The sequence below is a fragment of the Brumicola blandensis genome (genome assembly GCF_031846165.1).
Lineage (GTDB): Bacteria > Pseudomonadota > Gammaproteobacteria > Enterobacterales > Alteromonadaceae > Glaciecola > Glaciecola blandensis.
Window position 1 is genome coordinate 341,490 of sequence record NZ_JAVRIE010000003.1, and the last position, 25,902, is coordinate 367,391.

Sequence of the window (25,902 nt, forward strand, 5' to 3'; positions counted from 1 at the left end):
TATCTACTTTTACCATAGTTATTAGGAAAAACAGTGAGCGCAGATTTTTCAAGCTTTATAAATGTCGGTGAACGAACAAATGTTACCGGCTCCGCCATGTTCAAGCGTTTGATACTAGAGGACGACTTCGAGACTGCGTTAGATGTAGCGCGACAGCAAGTTGAAAATGGAGCACAGATCATTGATATCAATATGGATGAAGCCATGTTGGATTCAGAAGCTGCGATGGTGCGCTTTCTTAATTTGATCGCTTCCGAGCCCGATATTTCCAGAGTACCGATTATGATCGACTCATCGAAATGGTCCATTATTGAAGCGGGTTTAAAATGTGTGCAAGGCAAGGCCATTGTTAACTCTATTAGCCTAAAGGAAGGTGAGGCTCCATTTCTCGAACAGGCTAAAAAAATTAAGCGATATGGTGCCGCCACTGTGGTAATGGCGTTTGATGAAGTAGGGCAAGCTGATACGCAACAGCGTAAATTTGAAATATGTAAGCGTAGTTACGAGCTATTGGTGAATAAAATTGGGTTCCCACCAGAAGATATCATTTTTGACCCCAATATATTTGCAGTAGCAACCGGAATAGAAGAGCATAACAACTATGCTGTCGACTTCATCGAAGCCACACGCCAAATTAGGCAGCACCTACCTCATTGCCATGTGTCAGGTGGCCTATCGAATATCTCTTTTTCGTTTCGAGGGAATAATCCTGTTCGCGAGGCAATGCACAGCGTATTTTTATACTATGCGATCCGCGCAGGTATGGATATGGGTATCGTCAACGCTGGTCAGCTAGAAGTCTATGATGAAATTCCCATGGAACTCAGAGAAGCCGTTGAAGATGTCATTCTTAATCGCAACCCAGATGCAACCGACAAGCTACTCGAATTAGCGCCCAAGTATCAGGGGGGCGGAAAAGTAGCGGCGAAAGAAGATTTAAGCTGGCGAGAGCAAAGTGTCAATAAGCGACTCGAACACGCCCTCGTAAAGGGTATCACCGATTACATCATTGACGATACTGAAGAGGCTAGGTTGAACGCCGAACGCCCTCTACAGGTCATTGAGGGGCCTTTAATGGACGGTATGAATGTCGTTGGTGATCTTTTTGGCGAAGGAAAAATGTTTTTGCCTCAAGTGGTTAAATCTGCCCGCGTAATGAAAAAGGCTGTTGCTCATCTACAGCCATTCATTGAAGCCGAAAAAGATGGCGTGAAAAGCTCCAACGGCAAAATCATTATGGCGACGGTAAAAGGCGATGTGCACGATATCGGCAAGAATATTGTTGGTGTTGTATTACAGTGCAATAACTTTGAGGTGATTGATCTAGGCGTCATGGTGCCTGCTGCAAAAATTCTTCAGGTGGCCAAGGATGAAGGTGCAGATATGATTGGCTTATCTGGTTTGATAACGCCTTCGTTGGATGAAATGGTACAAGTTGCAAAAGAAATGCAACGACTAAAAATGGATTTGCCCCTGTTAATTGGCGGTGCCACGACCTCTAAAGCTCATACTGCGGTTAAAATTGAACAAAACTATGACCACCCCGTCGTTTATGTGCCTAACGCAAGCAGAGCCGTAGGTGTTTGTCAGAAGCTGATATCAAAAGAAGCTAGGGCAGAGTATGCGAAGCAAATTTCTGCGGAGTACGAAAAGGTACGGATTCAACATGCGAAGAAAACACCGCGTACAAAAGCCATTCACTTTGTTGATGCAAAAACGAATAAATTTCATTGTGATTGGGCTAACTTCGAGCCTGCGGTGCCTAAGTTCTTAGGTGTAAAAACAATTGAAGTGGCGCTATCAACCCTTCGCGATTACATAGATTGGACACCATTCTTTTTAACCTGGTCTTTAGCCGGTAAATATCCGCGGATACTCAATGATGAAGTCGTCGGAGAAGAAGCTCAGTCATTGTTCAAAGATGCAAATGACATGCTTGATGAGCTTTGTAAAACAAAACAATTGAAAGCGTTGGGACGAGTCGGTATTTTCCCTGCAAACGCTGTCGGTGAAGATATTAAAATATTCGATCCCATTCAGGCCAACAAGGTCCTAGGCGTTTCGCATCACCTTCGTCAACAAACGCATAAACCGAAAGGCCCTAATTATTGCTTGAGTGATTTTATTATGCCTGAAAGTGAGGGGCGTCAAGATTATGTGGGCGCATTTGCCGTAACCGCGGGTATAGGTGAAGATGAGATTGCCAAGGCTTATGAAGCAGACGGCGATGATTATAACTCAATCATGAGTAAAGCGGTGGCTGACCGTCTTGCCGAGGCATTTGCAGAGTATCTTCATTTAATTGTTAGGAAAGAGCTATGGGCTTATGCGCCAGATGAAAAGCTCGATAATGTGTCTTTGATCGCCGAGAAATATCAAGGTATTAGACCAGCACCGGGCTATGCTGCTTGCCCAGAACATACAGAAAAGCAATTGATTTGGGATTTACTCGATGTTGAGGACACTATCGGTATGGAGCTCACCTCAAGCTATGCTATGTGGCCAGGTGCGGCAGTATCGGGTTGGTATTTTGCTCACCCGGAGTCACGTTATTTTGCGGTAGCCAAAATTCAACAAGATCAATTAAAAGATTATGCACAACGTAAGTCTTGGACCATTGAAGAAGCAGAGAAGTGGTTGTTGCCTAACTTAAATGACTAGCTTGTTTCTCTAACCTTGAACAGACAGTTTAAATACCGAAGAGATGTAAGCAATGAATGAAGAAAAGCCTTATAGCCAAGCTTGCGAAAATAATAAGCAAGCGATCTTGACTGTGCTTGAGAAAGAATTTGCATCTGTGAAGCATGCTCTTGAAGTCGGCAGCGGCACTGGTCAGCATGCTGTGCATTTTGCGGCAAATTTACCTCACCTCACCTGGCACTGTTCAGATGTCGAGGATTATCATCAAGGAATCAACCTCTGGATTGATGAGTTTCCGAGTAAAAACTTAAGACGACCTTTTGCGCTCAAGTTAGCAAGAGACGAATGGTATACCCACACACCTTTAGATTCGACAAGAACCGACGCCGATGTATTCGATGGGGTATTTACCGCAAATACAGCTCACATCATGCTTGAGCATGAAATAAAGGCTTTAATGCAATCGATAGATAAACATTTACCTGAAAATGGCGTATTTTGTCAATATGGGCCATTTAAGGTTGATGGTCACTTTACGAGTCAAAGCAATGAGGATTTCCATTATAAGTTGCTTGCTAGTGGGCGCGGGGGATATCGTGATATTGAAGAACTTGCATCCTGGGCTCAAGGTTTACGCTTAATTGATACTATTCAGATGCCTGCGAACAACCTGCTATTGGTTTGGCGTAAGCGCAAGGTAAAATAAAAAACCCCAACAATCGTAATTGCCGGGGCTTTGCTAATCATGACCATATGGTCAAGATTGATATTCGCTAACAGGTTTAATTAGCAGCGATAACGCCGCCGTTAAAACATTTGTTATCAAACCAATCAATTAACTCACCATAAAACTGCATTTTGTGCTCGTAATATAGTGTGTCTGAGAAGTGATCTGCACCTTCCAACTCTGTATATTTGAAATTAGTCGTGTGGCTCTTAAGCGCATCTATGAACGTGCGACTGTGCTTGATAGGCACACGCTGGTCGATGTCACCATGAACCACATAAATAGGGATGTTGACATTCTTCACGTTGTCGATAGGGTCAACTCCTTTAATTGTTGGTGCTTGAAAGGTTCTAAGGTAACGAGAACCATTAATGCTTGAAAGTACTCGATCTAAATCACCTACACCAGCGCCAGCAACAGAGCATTTGTAGATGTTGTTGTCACGCATAGAGGCAACAAAAGCGGCATAGCCCCCGTAGCTCCAACCAAACATCGCTAAACGCTCTTCATCAGCTAGCCCTTTTTTCACTAGGTACATAGCAGCATCATCAAGATCATCTTGCATCTTGAGGCCCCATTGCTCGTCGCCAGCTTTCCAAAGTTCAAGTCCAAAACCTTGCGACCCACGGAACTGTGGCTGAATAACTAAGTAACCAGCATTAGCAATCAATTGTGACCATTCATCATATACGTTCACATCGCGTGCCCACGGGCCGCCATGAGGCATTACAACAGTTGGGAAAGGGCCTTTACCATGTGGAATCGTCACATAAGCAGGAATAACGAGTCCATCTCTAGCCTTGTATTTTACGTAACGTACTTTTGCTAGTTTTTCGTTATCAATAAGTGGTGCGGTGTCACCAATAAATACTAACTCTTGCTTATCTTTAAGCAAATAGTAAGTACCCGGATCTTTATCACCCGAGGTGCGGACAATAATCATACTGTCATCTTCAGAACGACTCGCTAAGCTAACAAACTTCTTCGGAAAGATAGCTTGAACAGACTTATGCAAAGCATCTTCATCTGGGTTGATGAAGTAACGCTTCGGATGCTTCGCCGTGTAGGAGAAACCGAGTAATTCACCAGTATTTGCTAACTTAGTACTAATAATGACATCACTTGCATCTACCGACTCAAGGCCGAATAAGCGCTCTGAAAATGTTTTTGTCTCGATGTTGTAAGTATATATGCCAGCTGTGTTATTGCCTAAGGTGGCTCTTACATATATTTCGTTAGGATTTTCTTTATTGAAATATAAGAAATCAAAAATCTCACGGCTTTCAGGACTGTTTTTGTGAATTTCTTGCCACTCAGTGGAGCCCTTCGCTCTTGCATAAAGCACGATTGAGGAAGTGGAAGGATCATATCCCTCACCAGCTCTGACTTCATTATCGTAGTCTGCAATGAAACCACCGCTGACTTTTTCATTACCGCGCAAAATAGTATTAGTACGACCAGAATTGATATTGTAGCGAATAACATCAGGAAAGCGGTCACCGTTGATGTCATAGCTCAAATAAATATGTTCAGGATCGCTTCTATCAATGCGAACAATTCCATAATTGGTAAAGTTCTCTTTAGCGAAAGGAACTTCCCACTTACCTGTGCCATCGGAGTTAACTATGGCACGTTTACTTACCCAATAGTTGCGATTCCCATCTTGTATATTTTGGCGAAAACTTACCATGATTTGTTCGTCGTTTAGCCAAAAGAAGCTGGTCATTTCCATTCTGTCAGCACCAAAGACAACGGGCTCTGCACCCAAGTTGCTCGTTGGTCTTACTTCTAAGATGTAGTCACCACGCTTAGACATAGCGCGCAAATAACCAATTTTTTTGCCATTCGGGCTTAAATTAACTGTTTTCATTGCCGGTTCTATTGCGAAAGCCTCAATTGGCATTCGAACAGACTCAGTTGATTCTTTTTCTTGTGCTTGCACACTAGTATTTAGTGACATCGCGAATAGCGAAAGGGCAGTAGATACAAGAAGCTTTTTATTTAACATCATAATCATCCTCTAAAAAAAAAGACCCTTGGACTGGTAGTCCAAGAGTCCTTTGTTCGCTAATAAACTATCTTATTAGAAAGTGTAACCAAAGCTGATATAACCTGTACGACCAAGCGTATCATAGCCTACACCAAGAGGGATGTTTCTGGTAGCAAATACACCAGCAGTATCCACTTTAGGTGGAGCATCATTGAATACGTTTTGTACACCTACAGTTACAGTCAAATCGTCCATTGAGTAGCTCAAAGAAGCATTGTGAACTGTGTAGTTGTCAGTGTAGTAAACCGCACGACATGATACGTTTGCGATACCATTACAAGGTGGATTATCGTCTTCAAATGTGGGTGGCTCATCTGCTTGACCCGCATCTATGTAACGTGTAAACCAGTTAAATCTAAAGTCACTATATGCAAGTGACAATCGAGCACTACCTCTCCATTCAGGGAAAGCAGGTTCACCTTTGTTATCATCGAACGTTTCGAAGATTTGGAATTCAGCAGACTTCAACTTCGTACCGATAATGTCTAAAGTCACGTCTAGTTCTTGGTCACCAACAACAAATGCTTGATTATAGAAAATGTTATAGTCAGTACCTTCAGAGCCTTCTAGGCCGATATTGATGAAACGTGAATCTACGTTGTCAATCAAACCATCATCGCCACGCTCTAGGAACGCACAGAAACCACTGTCACCATTTGGCTGATCGATATTGTCATAACATTGAGCAGCAACGAAGCTAGCAGAAGGTTCAGCAACACCGTTTTCGATATCAATGTCATATCGGGTTACAGATAGTGTTAAGTCAAACGCATCTGTGAACGGCTGTTCGATAACGAAACCGTAAGTGGTAGATGTTGACGTTTCTGGATTAAGGTTCTGAGTACCACCAGTGGTGATTTCAGATTGGTAACCACTACCTGAACCTAGCACGTTAATACCGAGAGAGGTTGGGTCAAGGTTATTTGCACGACAAGCGTCTAATACACGTGTTTCACGAGTATCTAAAGCAGCGTCATAAGTGTTGCCAGCTGAAGGGTCTGTGATGTTACCAACACGAGCTGCCTCTGGGACTACACATGGATCAAATACTGTGCCGAAACCAGATGTACCATTCAAGAAACGCTCACGAAGGTTAGGTGCACGATATGATGTACCACGAGTACCACGAATAGTTAACCATTCGTTTGGACGGTAGATACCTTTTAAGCTCCAAATCTGTTCAGCACTGTAGAAACTTTCTTCTGTAATACGACCAGCGGCAGTAACAGTCAATTCTTCAGCATATTCCTGACCACGTAGAAGTGGGAATTCAGTTTCGAAGAATACTTCACGAATAATACGAGAACCATCTGCGCCTTGATCTGAGAAGAAACCTGCTAGTAAGCCGTCAGCTGCTACATCATTAGCGTCAGTGATGATCTCATCTTTACGCCATTCAGCACCAACAACTAATGGAACAGTTTGGTCATTCCAAGGTAAGTTAAATAAATCACCTGTTATGAAACCACCAAATACAGTTTGTTTAACTTCAGTTTCAATGATTCTGTCAATGAATAAGAAGTCGCGTTCTGCCTGAGTTGCGAAATCACCAGCGCCAAGTTGATATAGTGTAGGAGATAATAAATCAACAACCACACAATCAGTACCACAAGTAATTGAACCGTCAGCGTTACGCACCGCGTTATTCAATGATTGATCAATACGTGCTTGGCTAATACCAGAGATGGTGTTTTTACCGTCTGAAGCACTGTGAGTTGCAGATACCTCATAAGTCCAGTTGCCTTCACCGAAGCCGTCTAGAAGACCAATGTTACCATTCAAGCCAGCAGCTAAGCGGAATTGACTCACATCAACTTCACTGTTTTCTCTGTCGCCTCTAACACTGATAATCGGTTGAATATCAAGTCTAGTGTCACCAAAGAAAGCGTCTAAGCCGGTAGTAGCGTAACAGTTGTTACCATTGATTGGGTCAGTACCACAAATATTTAGTGGGTGATCTGCAGGGATAATACCTTGGAAGAATTGAGCACCGTTATTGAAAACATCAGATGCACGCTGTGCATATAAGGCTTCATAGTAGAAACGAGTGTCATTTTCGTCATTAAACAAGTAATCACCATTAGCAAACAAACTGAAACGTTTGTTTGGGCTTAACCAATCTGATTGGTTAACATAGTCAGACGCACTTGCGTTGTAGAATGGGTCTTGGAAATCGACATCACGGAGGCCGTCACCGTCGCCATCATAAATACCTGCGTCAGGGATACCGTCGCCATTCGTATCAGCAGCAAACAAGCCATTGATGAATGGAACGTTACCTAAACTACTACCTGAGTCAGAGAAGTTAGGAATACCGATGTTAGTGAAACCTTCAGTGTAATAAACCGAACCAAAGAAACCTAAAGATACACGGTTAATGAGTGAACTTAACTTACAGTTTTGTGGTGGATTGATGTTTGGACCAATACCTCTGTACTGCGTGTAGATGTTGCCGTCATTACCTTCGTGGTAATATTCGTTACAGTCGCTAGCGAAAGCACTGTCTGCGTAAGTTTGTGTTTTACGCTCGAAATATTCAGCAGCAACGTTGAATGAGTAGTTGTCGCCAGACGCGCCGTACATTGCGGAGAAAGTAGTTTCTTCACCGCCAGAGGCTTGTGGATTTGAGAAGCTACCTTGGAAGTCAAAGCCTTCAACGTTTGAACGTAAAATAACGTTCGCAACACCAGCGATTGCGTCTGAACCATAAACTGTTGACGCGCCATCGAACAAGTTTTCGATACGGTCAATGATAACTGATGGAATAAGGTTCAAATCTGGAGAAGATGGCGCGCCACCAACACCAGCAGGAGCCATACGGCGACCGTTGATCAATACTAGAGTACGGTCAGCACCTAGACCACGAAAACCGATAGTTGACGCACCTGGACCATTATCAAGTACGAAACCACCAAAGGTGTTATCGATTTGAAGACCAGATACTTGTGAGGTTGTTTGCAGCATTTCTGTCGCGTCAAACAAACCTAATTCACGTGAGATCTCACCACTAACCACTTGGATAGGTGATGCATTTGAAAATTCATCTCTTTTAATACGTGAACCGGTGACTGAAATTCTTTCTACGACTTCAGCAACTTCTTCCTCTTCTTCTTCAAGAAGGTCGTCTGTTTCCTGTGCGTATAGGTTGGGCGCTGCTAAGCATCCAAGGGCGACTAACACCGCCATTGATACTTTATGCAACTTAGTATCGTTGCTTTGATTCATATTGTTTCCCTGTTACCGCTTTATAGCGATTAGTATTATTGTTTTATCCAAAAAATATTTTTGGTCAAAATGTGCAACTTTTTATTATGTCGGCTGGTCAATTATTACAACGCAGTGGTTTTGACCACTTTACTGTTGAACAAAACCAATAGATTAGCCAGTTGCTTTTTTCTGCACAACCTAATTTAATCAATGTACTAGAAACAGTCAAACATCTTACGTCATCAAAGTAGGCTCTTTTTTGAACGATTTTACGTATTTTTTTCTACAATTATGTATGGTTTCTGAAAATCTAATAAAAAACAATGGCTTACTCTTTTGTTCTCTGGGTTGAAATGTTTACAAAATAGTTCAAAAAAAAAGAAAAATTTATAAAAAAGGCGAAATTTTTGACAACATTTCGCCTTTTTTTGACTTCAGTAATGAATTATTACCAAATTTTGACTCGGTCCTCTGGCGCAAGGTACAAAGCGTCCCCCGGTTGCACATCGAATGCTTCATACCATGCATCGTGATTACGTGGCGCTTGAGCTCTATAACGTCCTGGCGCATGTGTACCTGCGCGAAGTTGATTAAGCATACTTTGCTCCGTTCGCTTCTCACGCCACACTTGCGCCCACGCTAAGAAGAAACGTTGGTCACCAGTCAGGCCATCAATGATGGGCGCTTCTTTTCCATTCAACGAAAGCTGATAAGCATGATAAGCCATTGCTAGGCCGCCCACATCACCAATGTTCTCACCAAGGCTATTTCGGCCATTTACAAAGTTACCCTCGATCGGTTCATACTGACTATATTGCTCGGCTAGCATATCGGCTTTTTTCTCAAACGCAGCGCGATCTTCTTCGGTCCACCAGTTTGTCTGGATCCCATTTGCGTCAGATTTAGATCCTTGATCATCAAAACCATGACCCATTTCATGCCCAATAACTGCGCCAATCGCTCCATAGTTCACGGCATCATCTGCATTAGGATCAAAGAATGGTGCTTGTAAAATAGCAGCAGGGAATACGATTTCATTAAAAGAACTGTTGTAATATGCATTCACTCGTTGCGGTGCCATGCCCCAACGCTCTCTATCGGTCTTTTGCATTTCACGCTCCACACTCTGAGCTTGGAAGAAGCGACGTAAACTTTTTACATTACCTAAAAGGTCATTATTTGATAGTGATAGACCTTCGAAGGACTGCCACTCATCGGGGTAACCAATTTTGGGTCTGAATGCCATGAGCTTTAATTTTGCGTTGACCTTCGTTTCTTCACCCATCCAGTCTAAGCCATCAATACGTTCGCCAAGCGCTTTGCGTAAGTTTTCAACCAATACAGCCATTTTTTCTTTAGAACTTTCTGGGAAGTACTTATCAACATACACTTTACCAATCGCGAAACCCAATGAAGACGTGCCTGACATTTGAGATATCGCTCTTTTCCAGCGAGGGCGAGGCTCTTGTTGGCCGCTAAGCACTGTTCCATAAAATGAAAAATTCAGCGCATAGATATCTTCAGGCAGCATGCCTGCGTTTCGACTGATAGCGTGGTATGTCAGGTAGTCCTTCCATACCGCTAAGTCTTGTTCGTTGATCAAGGTGATCATATCTTTGACTGGCTCGGGTTGTGTCACATTCAGCGCAGGTACTTTGTAGCCAGATGATGCAAAAAAGGTATCCCAATCAAAGCCCGGGTATTCTTTCAACAGCTCTGCTCGACTAATTTGATTCAGTGTGAGATCTCTATTTCTGCGTTTTTCTCTTGGCCATTGCGCCTCAGCAATTTTGGTTTCAAGCGCGATAATTTGTTCAGCTTTGCTTTCTGCATCTTCGATATCTAAAAGTGCTAGGGTTTTAACGATATTGTCTTTGTAAGCGGCAAGGATTTTTTGAAACCGTTCTGTGTCTGTTAAGTAGTAGCTTCTATCGGGTAGGCCTAAACCGCCTACGCCAATTGACATTTGGTATTCATTTGGATCAAGACGATTGAAACCAAGACCACCGCCAATTGGACTGATAGAGCCACTTAGCCATGCGTTACCAAATACAGATGTGAGATCAATTACACTATCAATATTATTGATATCGTCTAATAGAGGTTGAATGGGTGTTAAGCCTTTCGCATTGATTGCGTCAACATCCATGTATGCATTATAAAAGTCTGCAATGAGTTGCTCTTCGGCGTTTAATTCATTGGCTTTGCTAATGTCATCGATAATTTGTTTAACACGCTCTTCACTGCGATCAGCCAATACACTAAATGCACCGTAACGGGTCTTATCGGAAGGCATTTCGAAATTGTCATACCATGTGCCACTCGCGTACATGAAGAAATCATCCCCAGGCTTCACGTCTAGGTTTCTTGCGTCGAGTTGTATACCGAAGCTACCTAGTTCTGGTTGACCTTTTGCGATGGCTTGCTCAAGCTTATCGTTAACCGTTTTCTCGCTTGCTTTTTCAGTTTGAGCACATGCACTGATAAACAAAGCGCTGGTGACTGCTAATGTGATTAAAGACTTCTTCATGTTTTTCCTATGTCGTTTTATTTTTATTTGTTTTCTAAAAAGCGTGACCGATACGAACGAATATGTCTTTTTCGTATTGGCTAATTTATTGCGTATATTATTAGAACATTTTCATTCCAAGTAAAAGCTTTAGTCCTGTTTAAATGGCAATACACTATCAGCTTGGTGTTTATACTGTTGTACACCGAGTGTTTCTCTTTCGAGAAAATCAGCTACAGCAGACCGAAAGTCTGGATGTTGTAAGTAGTGATTTGAGTAGCAATAACTTGGCCTGAAACCCCGAAGTATTTTATGTTCCCCTTGTGTACCAGGATTAAACGTCTGTATCTTATTTTGAATACAAAACTCAATACCTTGGTAGTAACAGCATTCAAAGTGTAAACCAGACAATTCCTTTAATGCGCCCCAGTAGCGACCACATAAGAGTTGTTCGTTATAAAAAAACAAAGCAGATGCAATACAGTTGTCGTCTTCAAAAGCCATGACGATCATGAGGCTTTGGCGCATATGCTTTTGCAGATAAGTGAAAAATTCACGATTCAAATAGCCGGTGTGTCCACTTCTTTTGAGGTAAGTTTGTTGATAGCATAAATAAAAATCGTCGAGTACACTTTCTGTAATGTCTTCACCACAAAGTTGCTTAATTTCTAAGTTGTCTTGTTGGAGTTTTGCTCTTTCTTTTTTAATTGAACGACGTTTCCGTGATGTCATTTCATCTAAAAAGTCGTCAAAGTCTCTGTAAGCATTGTTCTGCCAAACAAATTGCACACTAATGCGAGGCATGATGCCGAAAGGCTCGAGTTGTTTACTATCTTTTTCTGGTAAAAACAAAGTATGAAATGAAGAGGCAGTTGCTTGTTGTACGATATCTTCAACGTGCTTGCCAATGAACGCATAGATTTCATCAGACTTAATGTTAGTGTCTTGACGTAAAAGCAGTCTGCTACCAGTGACAGGGGTAAATGGTATACAGCAAACAAGTTTGGGATAATACGGTATTTGATGGTGTTGATAGGCATTTGCCCACGCATGGTCAAATACATACTCACCATAGGAGTGAGTTTTCAAATAACAGGGTAAGAAAGCTAGCAGCTTTTCTTTCTCGAAAACAGCGATGTGTTGACTGATCCATCCCGTGCCTTGTCCAACGCATTTGCTTTGTTCCAAACCCTTCAGAAAATGAAGGCTCAAAAATGGTGTACAAAAGTCAGGTTTGTCATCGATAAGTTGTTGCCAAAGCGCTGGCGCTATATCATCAACGCTGACGATAAATTTCCACGATAAATCCATGAGATCGATAAATAAAGAAGGTAATGTTGATAACTATGACAGATTCGCCAACAAAGATCATTCGCCACAAAGTGACTCGATTGCTCGCTAGACGAGAACAAAGTCTACACGAGTTGCGCAAAAAACTGCTGGAATCCGTTGATGATAAAGCATTGATTGAGGAGGTATTGGCACAGTTTAGCGCGAAAGACATTCAGAGCGACTTACGTTATGCCGAAGCAGTTGTAAGAGGAGCATACCGCAAAGGAAAAGGGCCTTCATTTATCGAGCGAAGTCTGGCAGAACATGATATTGAGTATTCACTTGTCGCGACGCTCATTGCGAGTGACGATTTTGACTGGTTTGAACTTGCTCGTGCTGTCAAAGTTAAAAAGTATGGCGAAGAAGCGCCAGAAGATTGGCAAGCGAAACAAAAACAGATGCGATTTTTGCAATATCGCGGATTTTATCAAGACCAAATAAACTACGCCTTTGAATAGGCTTAACAAAGCAAGTGCTTACATGATATCTTTCGGTATAATTAAACAACGCTTATCGAATGATAAATAATTTGTAATCCTCTGACCGCATTAGGAACATTAATGACACGCTCTACCGCTGATATTCGACGCACTTTCCTGCAATATTTTCAACAACACAAGCACCAAATCGTTTCTAGTTCATCCTTGGTTCCGCATGACGATCCTACTTTGTTGTTTACGAATGCGGGTATGAACCAGTTTAAAGACGTATTTCTAGGTGCTGAACAGCGAAACTATACCAGAGCAGTCTCGTCGCAACGTTGCGTTAGAGCCGGCGGTAAACATAATGATCTCGAGAATGTCGGGTACACCGCGCGTCATCATACATTTTTTGAAATGCTCGGTAATTTTAGCTTTGGAGACTACTTTAAGGAACAAGCGATTAGTTTTGCATGGAATTTCTTAACAGAAGAACTTGGCTTACCCAAAGAAAAGCTATTAGTCACTATTTATCATGAAGACGACGAAGCGTTTGATATTTGGGAAAAGAAAATCGGCATACCAGCTGACAGGATTATTCGAATCGCAACATCTGACAACTTTTGGTCAATGGGTGATACCGGGCCATGTGGACCCTGTTCAGAGATTTTCTATGATCATGGAGAGCACATTTGGGGCGGACGCCCAGGCACGCCGGAAGAAGATGGAGACCGATTCATTGAAATCTGGAATTTGGTATTCATGCAGTTTAACCGCCAAGCTAACGGTGACATGTTACCGTTGCCTAAGCCGTCTATCGATACTGGCATGGGTTTGGAGCGTATTTCTGCGATTCTGCAAAATGTGCACAGTAACTATGAGATTGATTTATTCCAAAGCCTGATTAAGTCTGCAGCAAAAATTGTGGGGACCGAAGATTTAGAGAACAAATCGCTGCGAGTGATTGCGGATCATATTCGCTCTTGTAGTTTCCTGATTTGTGATGGTGTAATGCCATCAAATGAAGGACGTGGTTACGTGTTGCGACGCATCATTCGTCGTGCAGTGCGTCATGGTTACAAGATGGGTGCAGACGACATTTTCTTCTACAAGTTAGTCGCAACATTAGTGAGCGAAATGGGAGAAGCATACCCAGAGCTTGCGCAACAACAAGCCGTCGTTGAAAAGGTATTGAAAGTCGAGGAAGAGCAGTTCTCGAAAACATTGTCCCGCGGTATGGTTATTTTAAATGAGGCGCTCGCTGAATTAAGTGAGAAGCAAGTGCCTGGAGATGTTGTTTTCAAACTATATGATACTTATGGCTTTCCTGCTGACCTTACCGCAGATGTTGCGCGTGAGCAGGGCTTTACCATTGATGAAGCGGGTTTTGAAAAAGCGATGGCCGGACAAAAAGCCTTATCGCAGTCCGCTAGCAAGTTCGGCGCTGACTATGCCAATGTCTTGAGTTTAGAGCATACTACTGATTTTACCGGGTACACTGAACTTAGCGGTACAGCCACAGTGGTTGATATCATTATTGATAATCAGCAGGTGGCATCAGGTAGTGGAGATGCCATGTTGGTTCTCGATTCAACCCCATTTTACGCAGAATCAGGTGGTCAGGTCGGCGACACGGGTCACATGACTGCGGCGAATGCTCAAATAAAAGTGACTGATACCGTCAAAGTAGGAAATGCTTTTGGCCATCGTGTGACCATTGATGGTGAAGTGAAAGTGGGTGACAAAGTAGATTTGAGCGTCGATCGTGCTCGTCGTGACCGCATCAAAGGGAATCACAGTGCTACTCATTTATTGCACGCTGCCTTACGCCAAGAACTCGGGGACCACGTCACTCAAAAGGGTTCATTGGTCGATGCAGAAAAACTACGCTTTGACTTTTCACACTTCGAATCAATTAGCGCTAAACAGTTAAAGAACGTGGAAGATCTAGTAAATGCTGAAATTCGTTTGAATAATCAATTAAGCACCAAGCTGATGGACTTAGATGAAGCGAAAGCGTCCGGCGCAATGGCTTTATTCGGAGAGAAGTACGATGAAAAGGTGAGAGTGGTGCAAATGGGGCCGTTTTCTACTGAATTGTGTGGAGGCACGCACGTGAGCCGCACAGGCGACATTGGTTTGTTCAAAATTACCTCTGAAGGAGGTATAGCTGCAGGTGTAAGACGAATTGAGGCGACGACAGGACAGAGTGCACAAGACTTCGTTAGCGATGAGTCCGACAAATTATTTAAGATTGCTAGTTTAGTTAAAGCCGATAAAGCCTCTGCTGCAGAAAAAGTATCAGCAGCCTTACAACATATAAAAGTGCTTGAAAAAGAAATAGCTCAGTTTAAAGACTCGATGGCGGGTCAAAAAAGTAAAGATTTGATTTCTAATGTTCAGGACGTGAATGGCGTAAAACTGTTAGTCGCCAGACTAGAGGGTGTCGAAGCCAAAGCGTTGCGCGGGATGGTAGATGACCTCAAAAATCAAATGCAGTCAGGTGTGGTTGCATTAGGTATAGCAAATGACGGCAAAGTCAGCTTGATAACTGGCGTTACAAAAGACTTGGTGTCTCGTTTTAAAGCTGGAGAACTTGTGAATCATATGGCTGCTCAAGTTGGTGGCAAAGGTGGTGGTCGACCTGATATGGCTCAGGCCGGAGGCTCACAACCAGAAAACTTACAAGAAGCTTTAGATTCAGTGAAAATTTGGCTCGAAAATAGCATGTAAAAATTGCAGCTTAAAAATGTGAGAGAAATGAGCGAGATAAATTGCAGCTGCAGGATGTTTGTAGATTTCTTGAGCAAAAAAAAATAGATTTCTCTTGGCTAAAATCGAGTTTTTAACGTATATTTACAACTCAACGATGGCCAATGTCGTACAAGTCTTGTATCCGACTACTGACTCAGTGGTGTAGACATGTGTGAGGCAGGTACATTGATTGGACCATAACTAAAAGGAGCTACAACATGCTTATCTTGACTAGACGCGTAGGGGAAACTTTAATGGTGGGTGATAACGTCACTGTTACCGTTTTAGGCGTCAAAGGAAATCAAGTTAGAATTGGTGTCAATGCACCAAAGGAAGTTTCAGTTCATAGGGAAGAGATTTATATGAGAATACAAGCGGAAAAGGGAAATCAGGCTGCGCCAGGTAACTCTTAATATTCGTGTATTTTCATTTTCTTACTAGCAATAGTAAGGATAGAAAACTCAGGTCATTCTGAGTTTTTTACTTTTTGTCGGAAGAAAAAAACGGCCAATTGGTCAAAAAACTGACAAACGAATAGTAATAGTAAATTAGTTGCCAAAAAAGCATTGACTTATACTATCGATTCAGTAAACTTCCGCCCCACATTTAGGAGAGGTGGCCGAGTGGCTGAAGGCGCTCCCCTGCTAAGGGAGTATAGGGTTTATAGCCCTATCGAGGGTTCGAATCCCTCTCTCTCCGCCATTTAAAACATGGTAGAATGAAGCGATAGATAACGTTGAACTTTTAACGAAATTTAAAGCTTGGAAAGATTGATAAAGACTTAACCGTTTTTATCAAAATGAGACGAAACGATTGTTTCACTACGCGCATGTAGCTCAGCTGGATAGAGTACCTGGCTACGAACCAGGCGGTCGGAGGTTCGAATCCTTCCATGCGCGCCATACATGTAAGAATATGAGTTTACGCGCATGTAGCTCAGCTGGATAGAGTACCTGGCTACGAACCAGGCGGTCGGAGGTTCGAATCCTTCCATGCGCGCCATGTTAGCCGAAAGGCAAGTAAATGCCCTGCACAAAGTGTGGGGCATTTTTTTTGCTTTTGAAAAAGTCTTTCTATGACGATTCTTGAAATGCTTTAGCTTTTCTAAAAAAGCAGGCTTCTTGTTAAAAATTCGTAAAAAATGCATAAAAATAGAACATACATCATCAATAATGCATAATTATCGTAATCTTATGCAACCTACATCAGGTTTTCGATTGTATTTTCAGGCTCTCCATGCTATTTATCCTAGCCAGTTTTTGAAAGCGCACTTAAAAAAGGAATAGTGATGGTTGAACAGTTAACGGAAGCCGGCATTTTGCTCGGGGTTGGTATGTCTGTTGTATTTACATTTTTAACTCTGTTGATTGTTGGTATTCATGCTATTGCTTGGTTTTGCCGAACATTTCCATCACCAGAGCAAACACCCGATATAAGACCGCAACAAACACAGAATAATAATAAGAAAGCATCATCGACAGTCAGTCCTGAAATTGCAGCTGCTATTACCGCTGCCGTTCATACACACAGACACACGACTTCAAAATAACAAGGAACGCCATATGTCCAATTCACTCGGTATTACAGAACTGGTCCTTCGTGACGCGCATCAATCTTTACTCGCCACCAGAATGCGTTTAGAGGATATGCTACCCATCGCTGAGAAACTAGATAACGTTGGTTATTGGTCAGTTGAGTCCTGGGGTGGTGCAACATTTGATGCTTGTATTCGCTACTTGGGTGAAGATCCTTGGGAGCGTATCCGTGCTTTAAAAAAGGCGATGCCTAAAACAAAACAACAAATGCTTCTTCGTGGCCAAAATTTACTAGGTTATCGCCACTATGCGGATGATGTTGTTGAAAAGTTCGTAGAACGTGCTCACACCAATGGTGTAGACGTATTTCGTATTTTTGACGCGATGAATGATGTGCGCAACCTTGAAACTGCGGTTAAGTCGGCTATAAAGGTTGGTGCTCACGCGCAAGGGACAATTTCTTATACTGTCAGCCCCGTTCACAATCTCCAGCTCTGGCTAGATATGGCTAAAAAGCTAGAGGATATGGGGGTGCACTCTATCTGTATCAAAGATATGGCAGGCCTACTGAAGCCTTACGATTGCGAGGCTTTGATTAAAGGCTTAAAAGAGACAGTACAGGTGCCGATTGCAATGCAATGTCATGCAACCACTGGTTTAAGCACGGCGACTTATCAGAAAGCAGTGGATGCAGGTATCGATATGTTAGATACCGCGGTGTCATCAATGAGTATGACTTATGGCCATACCGCAACCGAGACAATGGTATCTATCGTTGAAGGCACAGAGAGAGACACGGGTTTAGATATCGAAGGCTTAGCTGATATCTCTGCTTATTTTCGAGAGGTTCGGAAGAAATATGCACAGTTTGAAGGCTCTTTAAAAGGAGTTGATGCAAGAATACTGATTGCTCAGGTCCCGGGCGGTATGCTGACAAATATGGAAAGTCAGTTAAAAGAACAGGGCGCTGAAGACAAATTTGATGAGGTGTTGCTAGAAATTCCAAGAGTGAGAGAAGATCTTGGCTTTATTCCTCTAGTCACACCGACCTCACAAATTGTTGGCACCCAAGCCGTACTCAACGTTCTAACAGGCGAGCGCTACAAAAGCATCACCAAAGAGACGGCAGGTGTGCTTAAGGGCGAATATGGTGCGACAGCCGCGCCAGTCAACAAAGAATTGCAAGAACGCGTGCTTGAGGGCGGTAAACCTATTACATGTCGCCCAGCGGATGTAATTGAACCTGAACTTGAAAAGTTAGAAGCGGAATTAGATGAACTTACTGAGAAAAAGTCTCTTCGTATAGCAAAAGATAAAGTTGACGATGTATTAACTTATGCTTTATTTCCACAAATTGGCTTGAAGTTTATTGAAAATCGCGACAACCCAAGCGCCTTCGAACCAGTTCCGGCAGATACTAAAAGCGTTGTGGAAGCGAAAGATGTTGAAGCTTTGGCTGGCGATGCAAAAGCGTATCAAGTTCGCGTTGAAGGAAAGGTTTATGATGTTGAAGTGGCTGAGAGTGGCGAGGTTAAACATATATCTTCAGCAGCTTCAGCCAGCCCATCAGTATCTGAAGCTCAGTCATTGCCATCTGGTGCAAGCACTGATGTCGCTGCGCCCTTGTCTGGTAATATCTTCAAAATAAATGTGCAGGAAGGCGCCACAGTTAACGAAGGCGATGTGATTTTGATATTGGAAGCAATGAAAATGGAGACCGAAGTCAGAAGCTCTGTTTCAGGTGTTGTCCAACAACTTTTAGTAAAAGACGGTGATGCAGTGCAAGCGGGCCAAACAATGATGGTAATTGGGTAAGCACATGGATAAGTTTCTAATTCTTTGGGAAAGTACATCTTTACCCCATTTCGAAGTGGGTCAAATAGTCATGATGCTTGTAGGCTTCGGTTTACTCTATCTCGCTATAGTACGTAAGTTTGAGCCACTTTTATTGCTACCTATAGGCTTTGGTGCCCTGCTTACTAATATCCCTTTAGCGGGCTTTAGCGAAGCAGGAGGCATCCTTCATTATATTTACTATATTGGAGTCGATACAGGCGTTTTTCCGCTCCTTATATTCATGGGCGTCGGAGCAATGACTGATTTCAGCGCATTAATTGCTAATCCTCGCATGCTGCTGTTGGGAGCTGCCGCTCAATTTGGTATTTTCGCTACTCTATTTGGCGCCATACTATTGAATGGCTTGCCTGGCTTTGATTTTACCCTGCAAGATGCATCAGCGATCGCCATTATTGGCGGGGCAGATGGACCCACCGCCATATTTTTGGCATCTAAGCTGGCACCTGAGTTACTTGGTGCTATCGCCGTTGCTGCTTATTCATATATGGCATTAGTGCCGATTATTCAGCCGCCAATAATGAAGGCTTTGACGACGCCAGAAGAGCGTAAGCTAAGCATGGCTCAGCTAAGGGTTGTATCAAGAAAAGAAAAAATCCTATTTCCGCTGGCAGTGCTAGTGCTCACATTGATTTTCTTGCCTTCAGCAACGCCCCTAGTCGGCATGTTCTGTTTTGGTAATCTTTTAAAAGAGTGTGGTGTGGTTGACCGTTTAAGCAATACCGCACAAAACGAATTGATTAATATTGTTACGATCTTTTTGGGTTTGGCTGTTGGTTCAAAGCTAAGTGCCGATCAGTTTTTAACATATGAAACACTGGGTATTTTAGCGCTAGGCGCTGTTGCATTTTCTATTGGAACAGCTGCGGGCGTGCTAATGGCTAAACTAATGAACAAGTTCAGCAAAGACAATATTAATCCGCTCGTCGGTGCTGCTGGCGTCTCAGCGGTGCCAATGGCCGCTAGGGTAGTGAATAAAGTAGGTTTAGAAGCAAATCCGCATAATTTCTTACTGATGCATGCCATGGGGCCAAACGTTGCCGGTGTACTTGGTTCTGCCGTTGCTGCGGGGATTTTGTTGGCGTTGGTTGGGCCTTGAATTAGCTGAAAAATTTTGGCTTTAAATAAGCCGTTTACATCCAATACAGAAAGCCAAATGCATAGATATTTTCTATTTTTTTGGCTTTTTTTTCATTCATTAACCTCTTAAGTCGCTGAATTTTATTGTAAATGTGACAGTGTAATCTGCCGTCGATGTACACTTAATTTCTGGTCCGCTTCTTGCTACCTCCCTCAAAGTAAAATAATTCAAATCCATACCGTCAAAAAACTGTGGCTTCAATCAGCGCATGTGCGGAATGAGAAGACTCACTTTGAGGAAAAGAACATGAATCAGAAATCAAGATCTATTAACACCCTATTTATTTCAGTGTTGAGCGCTCTCTCATTGTCTGCTTGTAGTTCGCTACCCTTCATGGCAGACGGTGAGTCAGAAATAAATACGGCGAGCGTTAATGAGTTTTCTCAGTTTAATCAGCCAAGTAATAATGATTCTTTAAAACGTGAAGTAGAAGACTTTAAGTCGATGAAAGAAAGCCTATCTCGTTTGGTTGCACTTGAGTCAGACCTCAATTTTTTACTTGAAGAGATGAGTCGATTCAATGAGAAGAGCCCTGTCATTTATGATGAAGCGTCTATTCCCCTCGCTCAAAATAATGCAAGTGCTTCAAGCTTTCAAGCGAAAGACACTGTTGTTTTTTCTTCCGAAGGAAGAAATGTTACATCGAACAATAATCGAGAGCGCCAAGTCGGCGGGGGAAACGAGAGATGGGCTTCTGAATCAGGCGAAATGAATAACTTAGGTATTGCGAGAAAAAATCAAAATGATTTACGTAGTACAAATTCAGGCGTATCTACTCAAGGAGTGAATACTGCAAAATTTGAGTCGTCACGCAATGTAGAGCTTGCACCAGCCACTCCCATTATGCAAATGCCAGCGGCTTTAACGAGGGCAGATCAGCAAAAGACAGCAGTATCCATGGATAAATTTAAGCAGGACAATGTTGCTCCGAACGCTCAGGTGCAGGGAGGTTTACCAAGAGAACGCAATGCCAAAGCAGACATGAGTAAATTTTCAACTGATCCGAGTCAAATTGTTGGTGAGGTAGGGAGTTGTATGGAATGGAAATCGGATAAAAACAAAACATATGCCCTGCATTTAGCGTCTTACACCAGTCGCACTGCAGCGGAAAGTGGTTGGAATAAGCTTGATCAGAAATATCAAGACTTGTGGTGTGATACGCCAGCAAGCTTAGCGAAAGTTGTAGTGAAAGGTACTGAGTATCTCAGTTTGCGTGTTGGTGGCTATGACTCAAGAGACAAAGTATTAGAGCTTTGTTCTGAGATAAAGCAGCGCGGGGATTATTGTGCCGTTAGCACTGCTGTTGGCGAAAGAATTCAATAAAGCATAGAAGAACAGAGATAATCCTGTGATTAAACTAAACCTCATCACTTCAGCATTACTGTTCACTCTAGTTAGTGTTAGTGGTGATGTCTACGGACAGCAAACTTATGATGCTGAAGGCAACTTAATTGGGAGTTCAACTAAAGAGGTTGCACTGGCAACATTATCCGAACGTTTTGAAATTGGTGAAGAGCTAATCGTTACAATTAGGGTTGGTTCACTGAACTACGGTGAGGTTTTTGCTGTGGTAACAGGCCAAGGGTTATTTGTTAACCCTGAAGAAGTAATCAACGTAATGAATTTTCCAATCACAAGAGTAAATTCAGAACAGCGACTCGAATTGAAGGGCTGGTACATATCTGAAAACAGGACGTTTGACTTAATATTATACAATGAAGTGCAAGGCAGCAACGCCGGAGAGCTTGTAAGGTCTGAAAACAAGACATACATAAGCTCACAAAACGTGCAAAGCTTTAACAATGAAGTTTTGATGGATTTTGACTTAGTCGCTTCTTGGTTTGGCCTGTCTCTTACTTTTGAGAGTGAAAGTTTATCAGTTAACGCTAAAGCTAGTATCCCTTTGCCAGCACAAGAAAAGCTGAAGCGAGAAGAAACAAATGTAAATTCAAGAGAACACCTTACTATTAAATACCCGAACTTTGATTTCGGCTACTTTGAACGCTCTCATCAAATGTTTGATGCAAACCTCACATCAATATACAGGGACGATGATTTCAATAGTTTTTATAGCGTTGTGGGTATCCAAGATATTGCAGGCTTCTCGACTCGATTTTTTGTACGTGGCGATGACACTGATATTTTTCAGTCGGCAAATGTTAATTTCAAACAACAGTCCTTAAATGAGGATCTGCTCGGTCCTTTAAATGCATCCACCTTTCAATTCGGCGATGTTCGACCTACTCGAGTGAGCGGAGTGACAGGCTCTGAGTCGATTGGCGTAAATATCAGTAACCAGAAGCTAGGACAACCTTTTGACTTTGAGTTTACAAATATTACGGGCATTATTCAGGATGGATGGGATGTAGAGTTATATCAAAACGGTGTACTGACAAGAAAAGAGCTTAATACCAGTGGAGGACAATACGAGTTTCTCGATATACCACTTTTTGCTAACCTGAATACGTTCGATGTAGTTAAATATGGTCCACAAGGACAGATACAACGAGAACGTTATGAGCGTAATTTGGACGCCGATATATTCAACCCGAAACTTCGTTATAATGTGTCCTTAACTCAAGCAAATACTACATTGTTGAACGATTCTTCCTCAACTGGTGAAGAACAAGATCTGTTTCTATCAGGTGCATACTCTTATTCATTTCTAGGGTGGTTATCAACACGCTTTTCACATAACATCAACCTGTCCGATTCAAGCGGTCTGTATTCTATTGGAGCCACGGCAAGAATAAGTCCTAGAGTTTTATCTAGTGTCGCATTGAGCACATCGGGCAGCGATACTCACACTGTTTCAGCGTCATTGCAATCAAGGTTATTTGATCAATTCCTGAATGTAAGTGCTAGTAGCGCATTTGGAGACGGGGAAAGCCAAACTGATAATTTAGCATTGAGAATGAGTGGTAACCTCTACACAGGAGACCTTTTTCGGGTATCTTATGCCAATATTGTCTCGGGGTCTTGGCTACAGAACAATGATTCCTCTCTTAATCTGAACAACACCCTGACTTTATCTTCTCGTTATGGCTTTCTGAGTCACGATTTCGGTTATCAGGAAACCAAAGTAGGCGATGAACGAAACACATCAAAACAAGGGGGAGTTACCTTTAGTACGACTACCGGTAATGTTTTTACCCGTCTTAACGCTAGATATAGTATCGATGAGGTCACAGGACTTGACTGGAAAAGTGCAGAAGCCTCAATAAATTATGAGTTTTATAATAATCTCTCAACCAGGTTTAAAGTAAATAGAGAATTTGAGACTGGATTGAATGCTTATCAGTGGAGTCTTCAGTGGCAACAGCCAACTTATGCAATTTTTAGCAGTTTGTCGCACAATTCAAACGACGATATGGCCATATCATTGAACGCCCGCTTCAGTATGTCTGAGGCGCCATTTGGAAGAGGCTATGTCGCCAGTAGTTTGCCTTTAACATCGAACGGACTGGTCGCAGTAAGGCTTTACGAAGATGTAAATCAGAACTTTGTATTTGACTCCGAAGATAAGGTGCTGCCGAGGGTAAAAGTGGCTGCTGATCAGTTGTCACGTTTTGCTGAAAGTGATGAGTTTGGCATTGCTATACTAGATGGAGTCCCTTCATTTAGAAAAACAGATTTGAGTGTGGATTTAGAGTCGCTAGAAGACCCGTACTTACTGCAATCGACTGAAAATACCTCATTGACACCTCGTGAGGGCTTGCTGACCCTAATCAACTATCCATTTGTGCAAGGTATTGAATTTGAGGGAGAGCTGAAAGTTTACGACGGAGCTGGAGATGCGAAAGCACTGCGTAATGCGCCAATCGATATTTTTAGAAGTAACGGCGAGTTCGTTAAAACGATTAAGAGTGAATATGATGGGTATTTCTATTCTGATGTCTTGTTTCCTGACACTTACTCTTTAAGAGTGTCTACAGAGTTTTTAGATGAAAATGAGCTCACAGCGGACTACTCATTTAGGGTTGATGCAAGGAAAGCTGGTTCATTTATTCCTGATGTTCAACTAAACATGCGAAAACTACCATACAAGACCCAATACCAGGCATTTATAGGCGAGTTTTCAATAAAAAATGCGGCCAAGGCATACCTTAAAATAGTTCAACAGAAATTTAAACAGCAAAACATTCGCTTTACACTTCATGAAGCAAAAAACGAGGGTAAATATGTTATCGGCGTTGGTATTTTTGACAGTGCAGAACGAGCAAGCTCTTTCTGTGAGCAGCAAAGGGTGATACTTCCTACTTGTTCGGTTCGGAAGGATCGTTTTAAAGTAGGTAACAATATATGAGCATTAATATGAGTATGAAGTTCGATTGTCTGAAACCATTCCGATATTTTTTAAGAGCAAAAGGCATCAGGGTATTTTTTCAAGCGTTAAGTCTATTGACGCTTGCTGTTAGCCCTTGGCAAAAACTATATGCTCAAACAGTTGAAGAGATTCAGGCGCTTGACCTTGGCACTGTAGCTGTATTAGACAACTCTACGGTAGGTACCATTGAAATAGATCTCGACTCGTTCACTAGAACGAGTGGAGGAGTGAGACTTTTACAAGTTGGTCAGCCCGCTATTATGCGGGCTCAAGGCTTTGATCCAGAGCGCCGGCTATATATCACCGTTCAGGCGAACCAGGGTGGGACTGTCACCGATCAGGTTTCGCAGGAACAGTTTGTTGTGCAAAGATATGATGCAGAAGAGTTCGTAATTACAGATGAAAGTGGAAATGTCGACTTTGTCGTTGGAGGTGTATTTGCCACGTCTGGATCGGGGGGAACAAATTTTAGAGATACTGTTTTTAGAGCGCAATACACAGTAACGGTTAATTATTAGTAGTAGGAAGGAAGAAAAGAAAATGAAATATATATTCACTATGTTAGTGCTTGTGTTTGGCTTTTGTCAGAGCGTTAATGCTAATTTGTTGGTATCACCCACTCGGATTGCATTCGAGGACAGAGATCGCGTAAAAGACATTATTTTGATAAACGTCACTGAACAGACTCGGAGTTATCGAATAGAATGGCAAGAAAATACAACTGACGATTTTGGTAACTATATTTTACTCGCTGACAACGATGTCAGCTTTGCGTCAAGCGATTATATTCGCTATTCACCTCGTCAAGTAACGCTAAAACCAGGTGAAAGACAAGTTATCAAACTGATGCTGAGAAGAAAGTCAGACATGGACCTTCCTGAGTATCGTTCCCACTTAAAAGTCACAGCATTACCTACAGCACCAAACCCAGCCGCTGAGAGCAGGGACGAGGGCATTGGTTTTAAAATAAACGTACTCACAAGTTATACAGTCCCCGTAATTGTTAGAAACCAGAAAAATAATGCAAGCCTGAGATTAAACGACATTAAGGTAAATGTTAAAAATGAGAAAAAAGTATTTTTTGAGATTGATTTAGGAAAGACAGGAACGAGCAGTATCAATGGTGATATCAATGTTTCTGTAATAGATGAACAAAGTGGGCAGTCAGAAACGATTGGTATATTGCGAGGTATAAATGTCTTCCATGAAAAGGATCGACGAGTCATCAAAGTGGAATGGCAAGGGTTTACTGAACCCAAAAATATGAAGGTGCGTTTAGACTTTGTAGGAACTAACGAGCAAATTGGTCAGAAGTTTCTATCTGTGACCAAAGATATCTCCATCAATGACTACGTTAGAAAGTAACACGCAGGCATTATTTAAAACTTTTTTTAATTTTACACTTAA

General features: G+C 42.2%; 16 protein-coding genes and 3 tRNA genes. 15 read left to right on the forward strand and 4 right to left on the reverse strand.

Annotated elements, in window-relative coordinates; all coding sequences use genetic code 11:
• Positions 1-33: 33 nt before the first annotated feature.
• A complete protein-coding gene (metH, locus tag RM544_RS09955; protein ID WP_311361637.1) occupies positions 34-2,661 on the forward strand; it encodes a methionine synthase in 2,628 nt (875 codons plus the stop codon).
• Between the two features lie 52 nt (positions 2,662-2,713).
• Positions 2,714-3,346 (forward strand): DUF938 domain-containing protein, encoded by a 633-nt coding sequence (locus RM544_RS09960; RefSeq protein ID WP_311361638.1) that lies wholly within the window; start codon positions 2,714-2,716, stop codon positions 3,344-3,346.
• Positions 3,347-3,422: 76 nt separating this feature from the next.
• Here RM544_RS09960 and RM544_RS09965 read toward each other — a convergent pair whose 3' ends face one another.
• The 4 genes from RM544_RS09965 to RM544_RS09980 form a co-directional block, all read right to left on the reverse strand.
• Positions 3,423-5,378 (reverse strand): alpha/beta hydrolase family protein, encoded by a 1,956-nt coding sequence (locus RM544_RS09965; RefSeq protein ID WP_311361639.1) that lies wholly within the window; start codon positions 5,376-5,378, stop codon positions 3,423-3,425.
• Positions 5,379-5,450: 72 nt separating this feature from the next.
• Positions 5,451-8,642, reverse strand: a complete 3,192-nt coding sequence (locus RM544_RS09970; RefSeq protein ID WP_311361640.1) for a TonB-dependent receptor domain-containing protein — start codon at positions 8,640-8,642, stop codon at positions 5,451-5,453.
• Between the two features lie 430 nt (positions 8,643-9,072).
• Positions 9,073-11,154 (reverse strand): M13 family metallopeptidase, encoded by a 2,082-nt coding sequence (locus RM544_RS09975; RefSeq protein ID WP_311361641.1) that lies wholly within the window; start codon positions 11,152-11,154, stop codon positions 9,073-9,075.
• Between the two features lie 129 nt (positions 11,155-11,283).
• Positions 11,284-12,444: a GNAT family N-acetyltransferase gene (locus RM544_RS09980; protein WP_311361642.1), complete on the reverse strand. Its 1,161-nt coding sequence runs from the start codon at positions 12,442-12,444 to the stop codon at positions 11,284-11,286.
• A 35-nt stretch (positions 12,445-12,479) separates the two neighbouring features.
• On the opposite strand from RM544_RS09980, the gene RM544_RS09985 reads away from it, so the two are divergent.
• The 13 genes from RM544_RS09985 to RM544_RS10045 all read left to right on the forward strand — a co-directional run bounded on the left by RM544_RS09985 (position 12,480) and on the right by RM544_RS10045 (position 25,860).
• Positions 12,480-12,923, forward strand: coding sequence for a regulatory protein RecX (locus RM544_RS09985; RefSeq protein ID WP_311361643.1), 444 nt, complete (start codon positions 12,480-12,482; stop codon positions 12,921-12,923).
• Positions 12,924-13,025: 102 nt separating this feature from the next.
• Entirely contained in the window at positions 13,026-15,617 is a 2,592-nt protein-coding gene (alaS, locus tag RM544_RS09990; RefSeq protein WP_311361644.1) for an alanine--tRNA ligase, read from the forward strand.
• A 239-nt stretch (positions 15,618-15,856) separates the two neighbouring features.
• Positions 15,857-16,051 (forward strand): carbon storage regulator CsrA, encoded by a 195-nt coding sequence (csrA, locus tag RM544_RS09995; RefSeq protein WP_311361645.1) that lies wholly within the window; start codon positions 15,857-15,859, stop codon positions 16,049-16,051.
• A 196-nt stretch (positions 16,052-16,247) separates the two neighbouring features.
• Positions 16,248-16,340, forward strand: a tRNA-Ser gene (locus RM544_RS10000).
• Between the two features lie 123 nt (positions 16,341-16,463).
• Positions 16,464-16,540: transfer RNA gene (locus tag RM544_RS10005), tRNA-Arg, on the forward strand.
• Positions 16,541-16,563: 23 nt separating this feature from the next.
• Positions 16,564-16,640, forward strand: a tRNA-Arg gene (locus RM544_RS10010).
• Positions 16,641-16,926: 286 nt separating this feature from the next.
• The gene (locus RM544_RS10015; RefSeq protein WP_311361646.1) at positions 16,927-17,187 is read left to right on the forward strand and encodes an OadG family protein; all 261 of its coding nucleotides are present in this window, start codon (positions 16,927-16,929) and stop codon (positions 17,185-17,187) included.
• Positions 17,188-17,200: 13 nt separating this feature from the next.
• On the forward strand, positions 17,201-18,988 hold the full coding sequence (oadA, locus tag RM544_RS10020; RefSeq protein ID WP_311361647.1) for a sodium-extruding oxaloacetate decarboxylase subunit alpha: 1,788 nt from the start codon (positions 17,201-17,203) through the stop codon (positions 18,986-18,988).
• A 4-nt stretch (positions 18,989-18,992) separates the two neighbouring features.
• Positions 18,993-20,126 carry a sodium ion-translocating decarboxylase subunit beta gene (locus tag RM544_RS10025; RefSeq protein ID WP_311361648.1) on the forward strand — a complete coding sequence of 378 codons (1,134 nt, stop codon included), beginning with the start codon at positions 18,993-18,995 and terminating at the stop codon, positions 20,124-20,126.
• A gap of 288 nt (positions 20,127-20,414) precedes the next feature.
• The gene (locus RM544_RS10030) at positions 20,415-21,491 is read left to right on the forward strand and encodes an SPOR domain-containing protein (protein ID WP_311361649.1); all 1,077 of its coding nucleotides are present in this window, start codon (positions 20,415-20,417) and stop codon (positions 21,489-21,491) included.
• Positions 21,492-21,516: 25 nt separating this feature from the next.
• The gene (locus RM544_RS10035; protein ID WP_311361650.1) at positions 21,517-24,474 is read left to right on the forward strand and encodes a fimbria/pilus outer membrane usher protein; all 2,958 of its coding nucleotides are present in this window, start codon (positions 21,517-21,519) and stop codon (positions 24,472-24,474) included.
• Positions 24,471-25,013 carry a hypothetical protein gene (locus RM544_RS10040; RefSeq protein WP_311361651.1) on the forward strand — a complete coding sequence of 181 codons (543 nt, stop codon included), beginning with the start codon at positions 24,471-24,473 and terminating at the stop codon, positions 25,011-25,013. Before RM544_RS10035 ends, RM544_RS10040 begins: the two co-directional genes overlap by 4 nt.
• Positions 25,014-25,035: 22 nt before the next feature.
• Entirely contained in the window at positions 25,036-25,860 is an 825-nt protein-coding gene (locus RM544_RS10045; protein WP_311361652.1) for a fimbrial biogenesis chaperone, read from the forward strand.
• Positions 25,861-25,902: the final 42 nt, after the last annotated feature.

Coding starts and splice junctions, on each gene's coding strand:
- RM544_RS10015 (WP_311361646.1), top strand. CDS start 16,927: ATGGTTGAACAGTTAACGGAAGCCGGCATTTTGCTCGGGGTTGGTATG.
- RM544_RS10030 (WP_311361649.1), top strand. CDS start 20,415: ATGAATCAGAAATCAAGATCTATTAACACCCTATTTATTTCAGTGTTG.
- alaS (WP_311361644.1), top strand. CDS start 13,026: ATGACACGCTCTACCGCTGATATTCGACGCACTTTCCTGCAATATTTT.
- RM544_RS09965 (WP_311361639.1), bottom strand. CDS start 5,378: ATGATGTTAAATAAAAAGCTTCTTGTATCTACTGCCCTTTCGCTATTC.
- RM544_RS09975 (WP_311361641.1), bottom strand. CDS start 11,154: ATGAAGAAGTCTTTAATCACATTAGCAGTCACCAGCGCTTTGTTTATC.
- RM544_RS09960 (WP_311361638.1), top strand. CDS start 2,714: ATGAATGAAGAAAAGCCTTATAGCCAAGCTTGCGAAAATAATAAGCAA.
- RM544_RS09980 (WP_311361642.1), bottom strand. CDS start 12,444: ATGGATTTATCGTGGAAATTTATCGTCAGCGTTGATGATATAGCGCCA.
- RM544_RS10040 (WP_311361651.1), top strand. CDS start 24,471: ATGAGCATTAATATGAGTATGAAGTTCGATTGTCTGAAACCATTCCGA.
- RM544_RS09985 (WP_311361643.1), top strand. CDS start 12,480: ATGACAGATTCGCCAACAAAGATCATTCGCCACAAAGTGACTCGATTG.
- RM544_RS09970 (WP_311361640.1), bottom strand. CDS start 8,642: ATGAATCAAAGCAACGATACTAAGTTGCATAAAGTATCAATGGCGGTG.
- oadA (WP_311361647.1), top strand. CDS start 17,201: ATGTCCAATTCACTCGGTATTACAGAACTGGTCCTTCGTGACGCGCAT.
- csrA (WP_311361645.1), top strand. CDS start 15,857: ATGCTTATCTTGACTAGACGCGTAGGGGAAACTTTAATGGTGGGTGAT.
- RM544_RS10045 (WP_311361652.1), top strand. CDS start 25,036: ATGAAATATATATTCACTATGTTAGTGCTTGTGTTTGGCTTTTGTCAG.
- RM544_RS10025 (WP_311361648.1), top strand. CDS start 18,993: ATGGATAAGTTTCTAATTCTTTGGGAAAGTACATCTTTACCCCATTTC.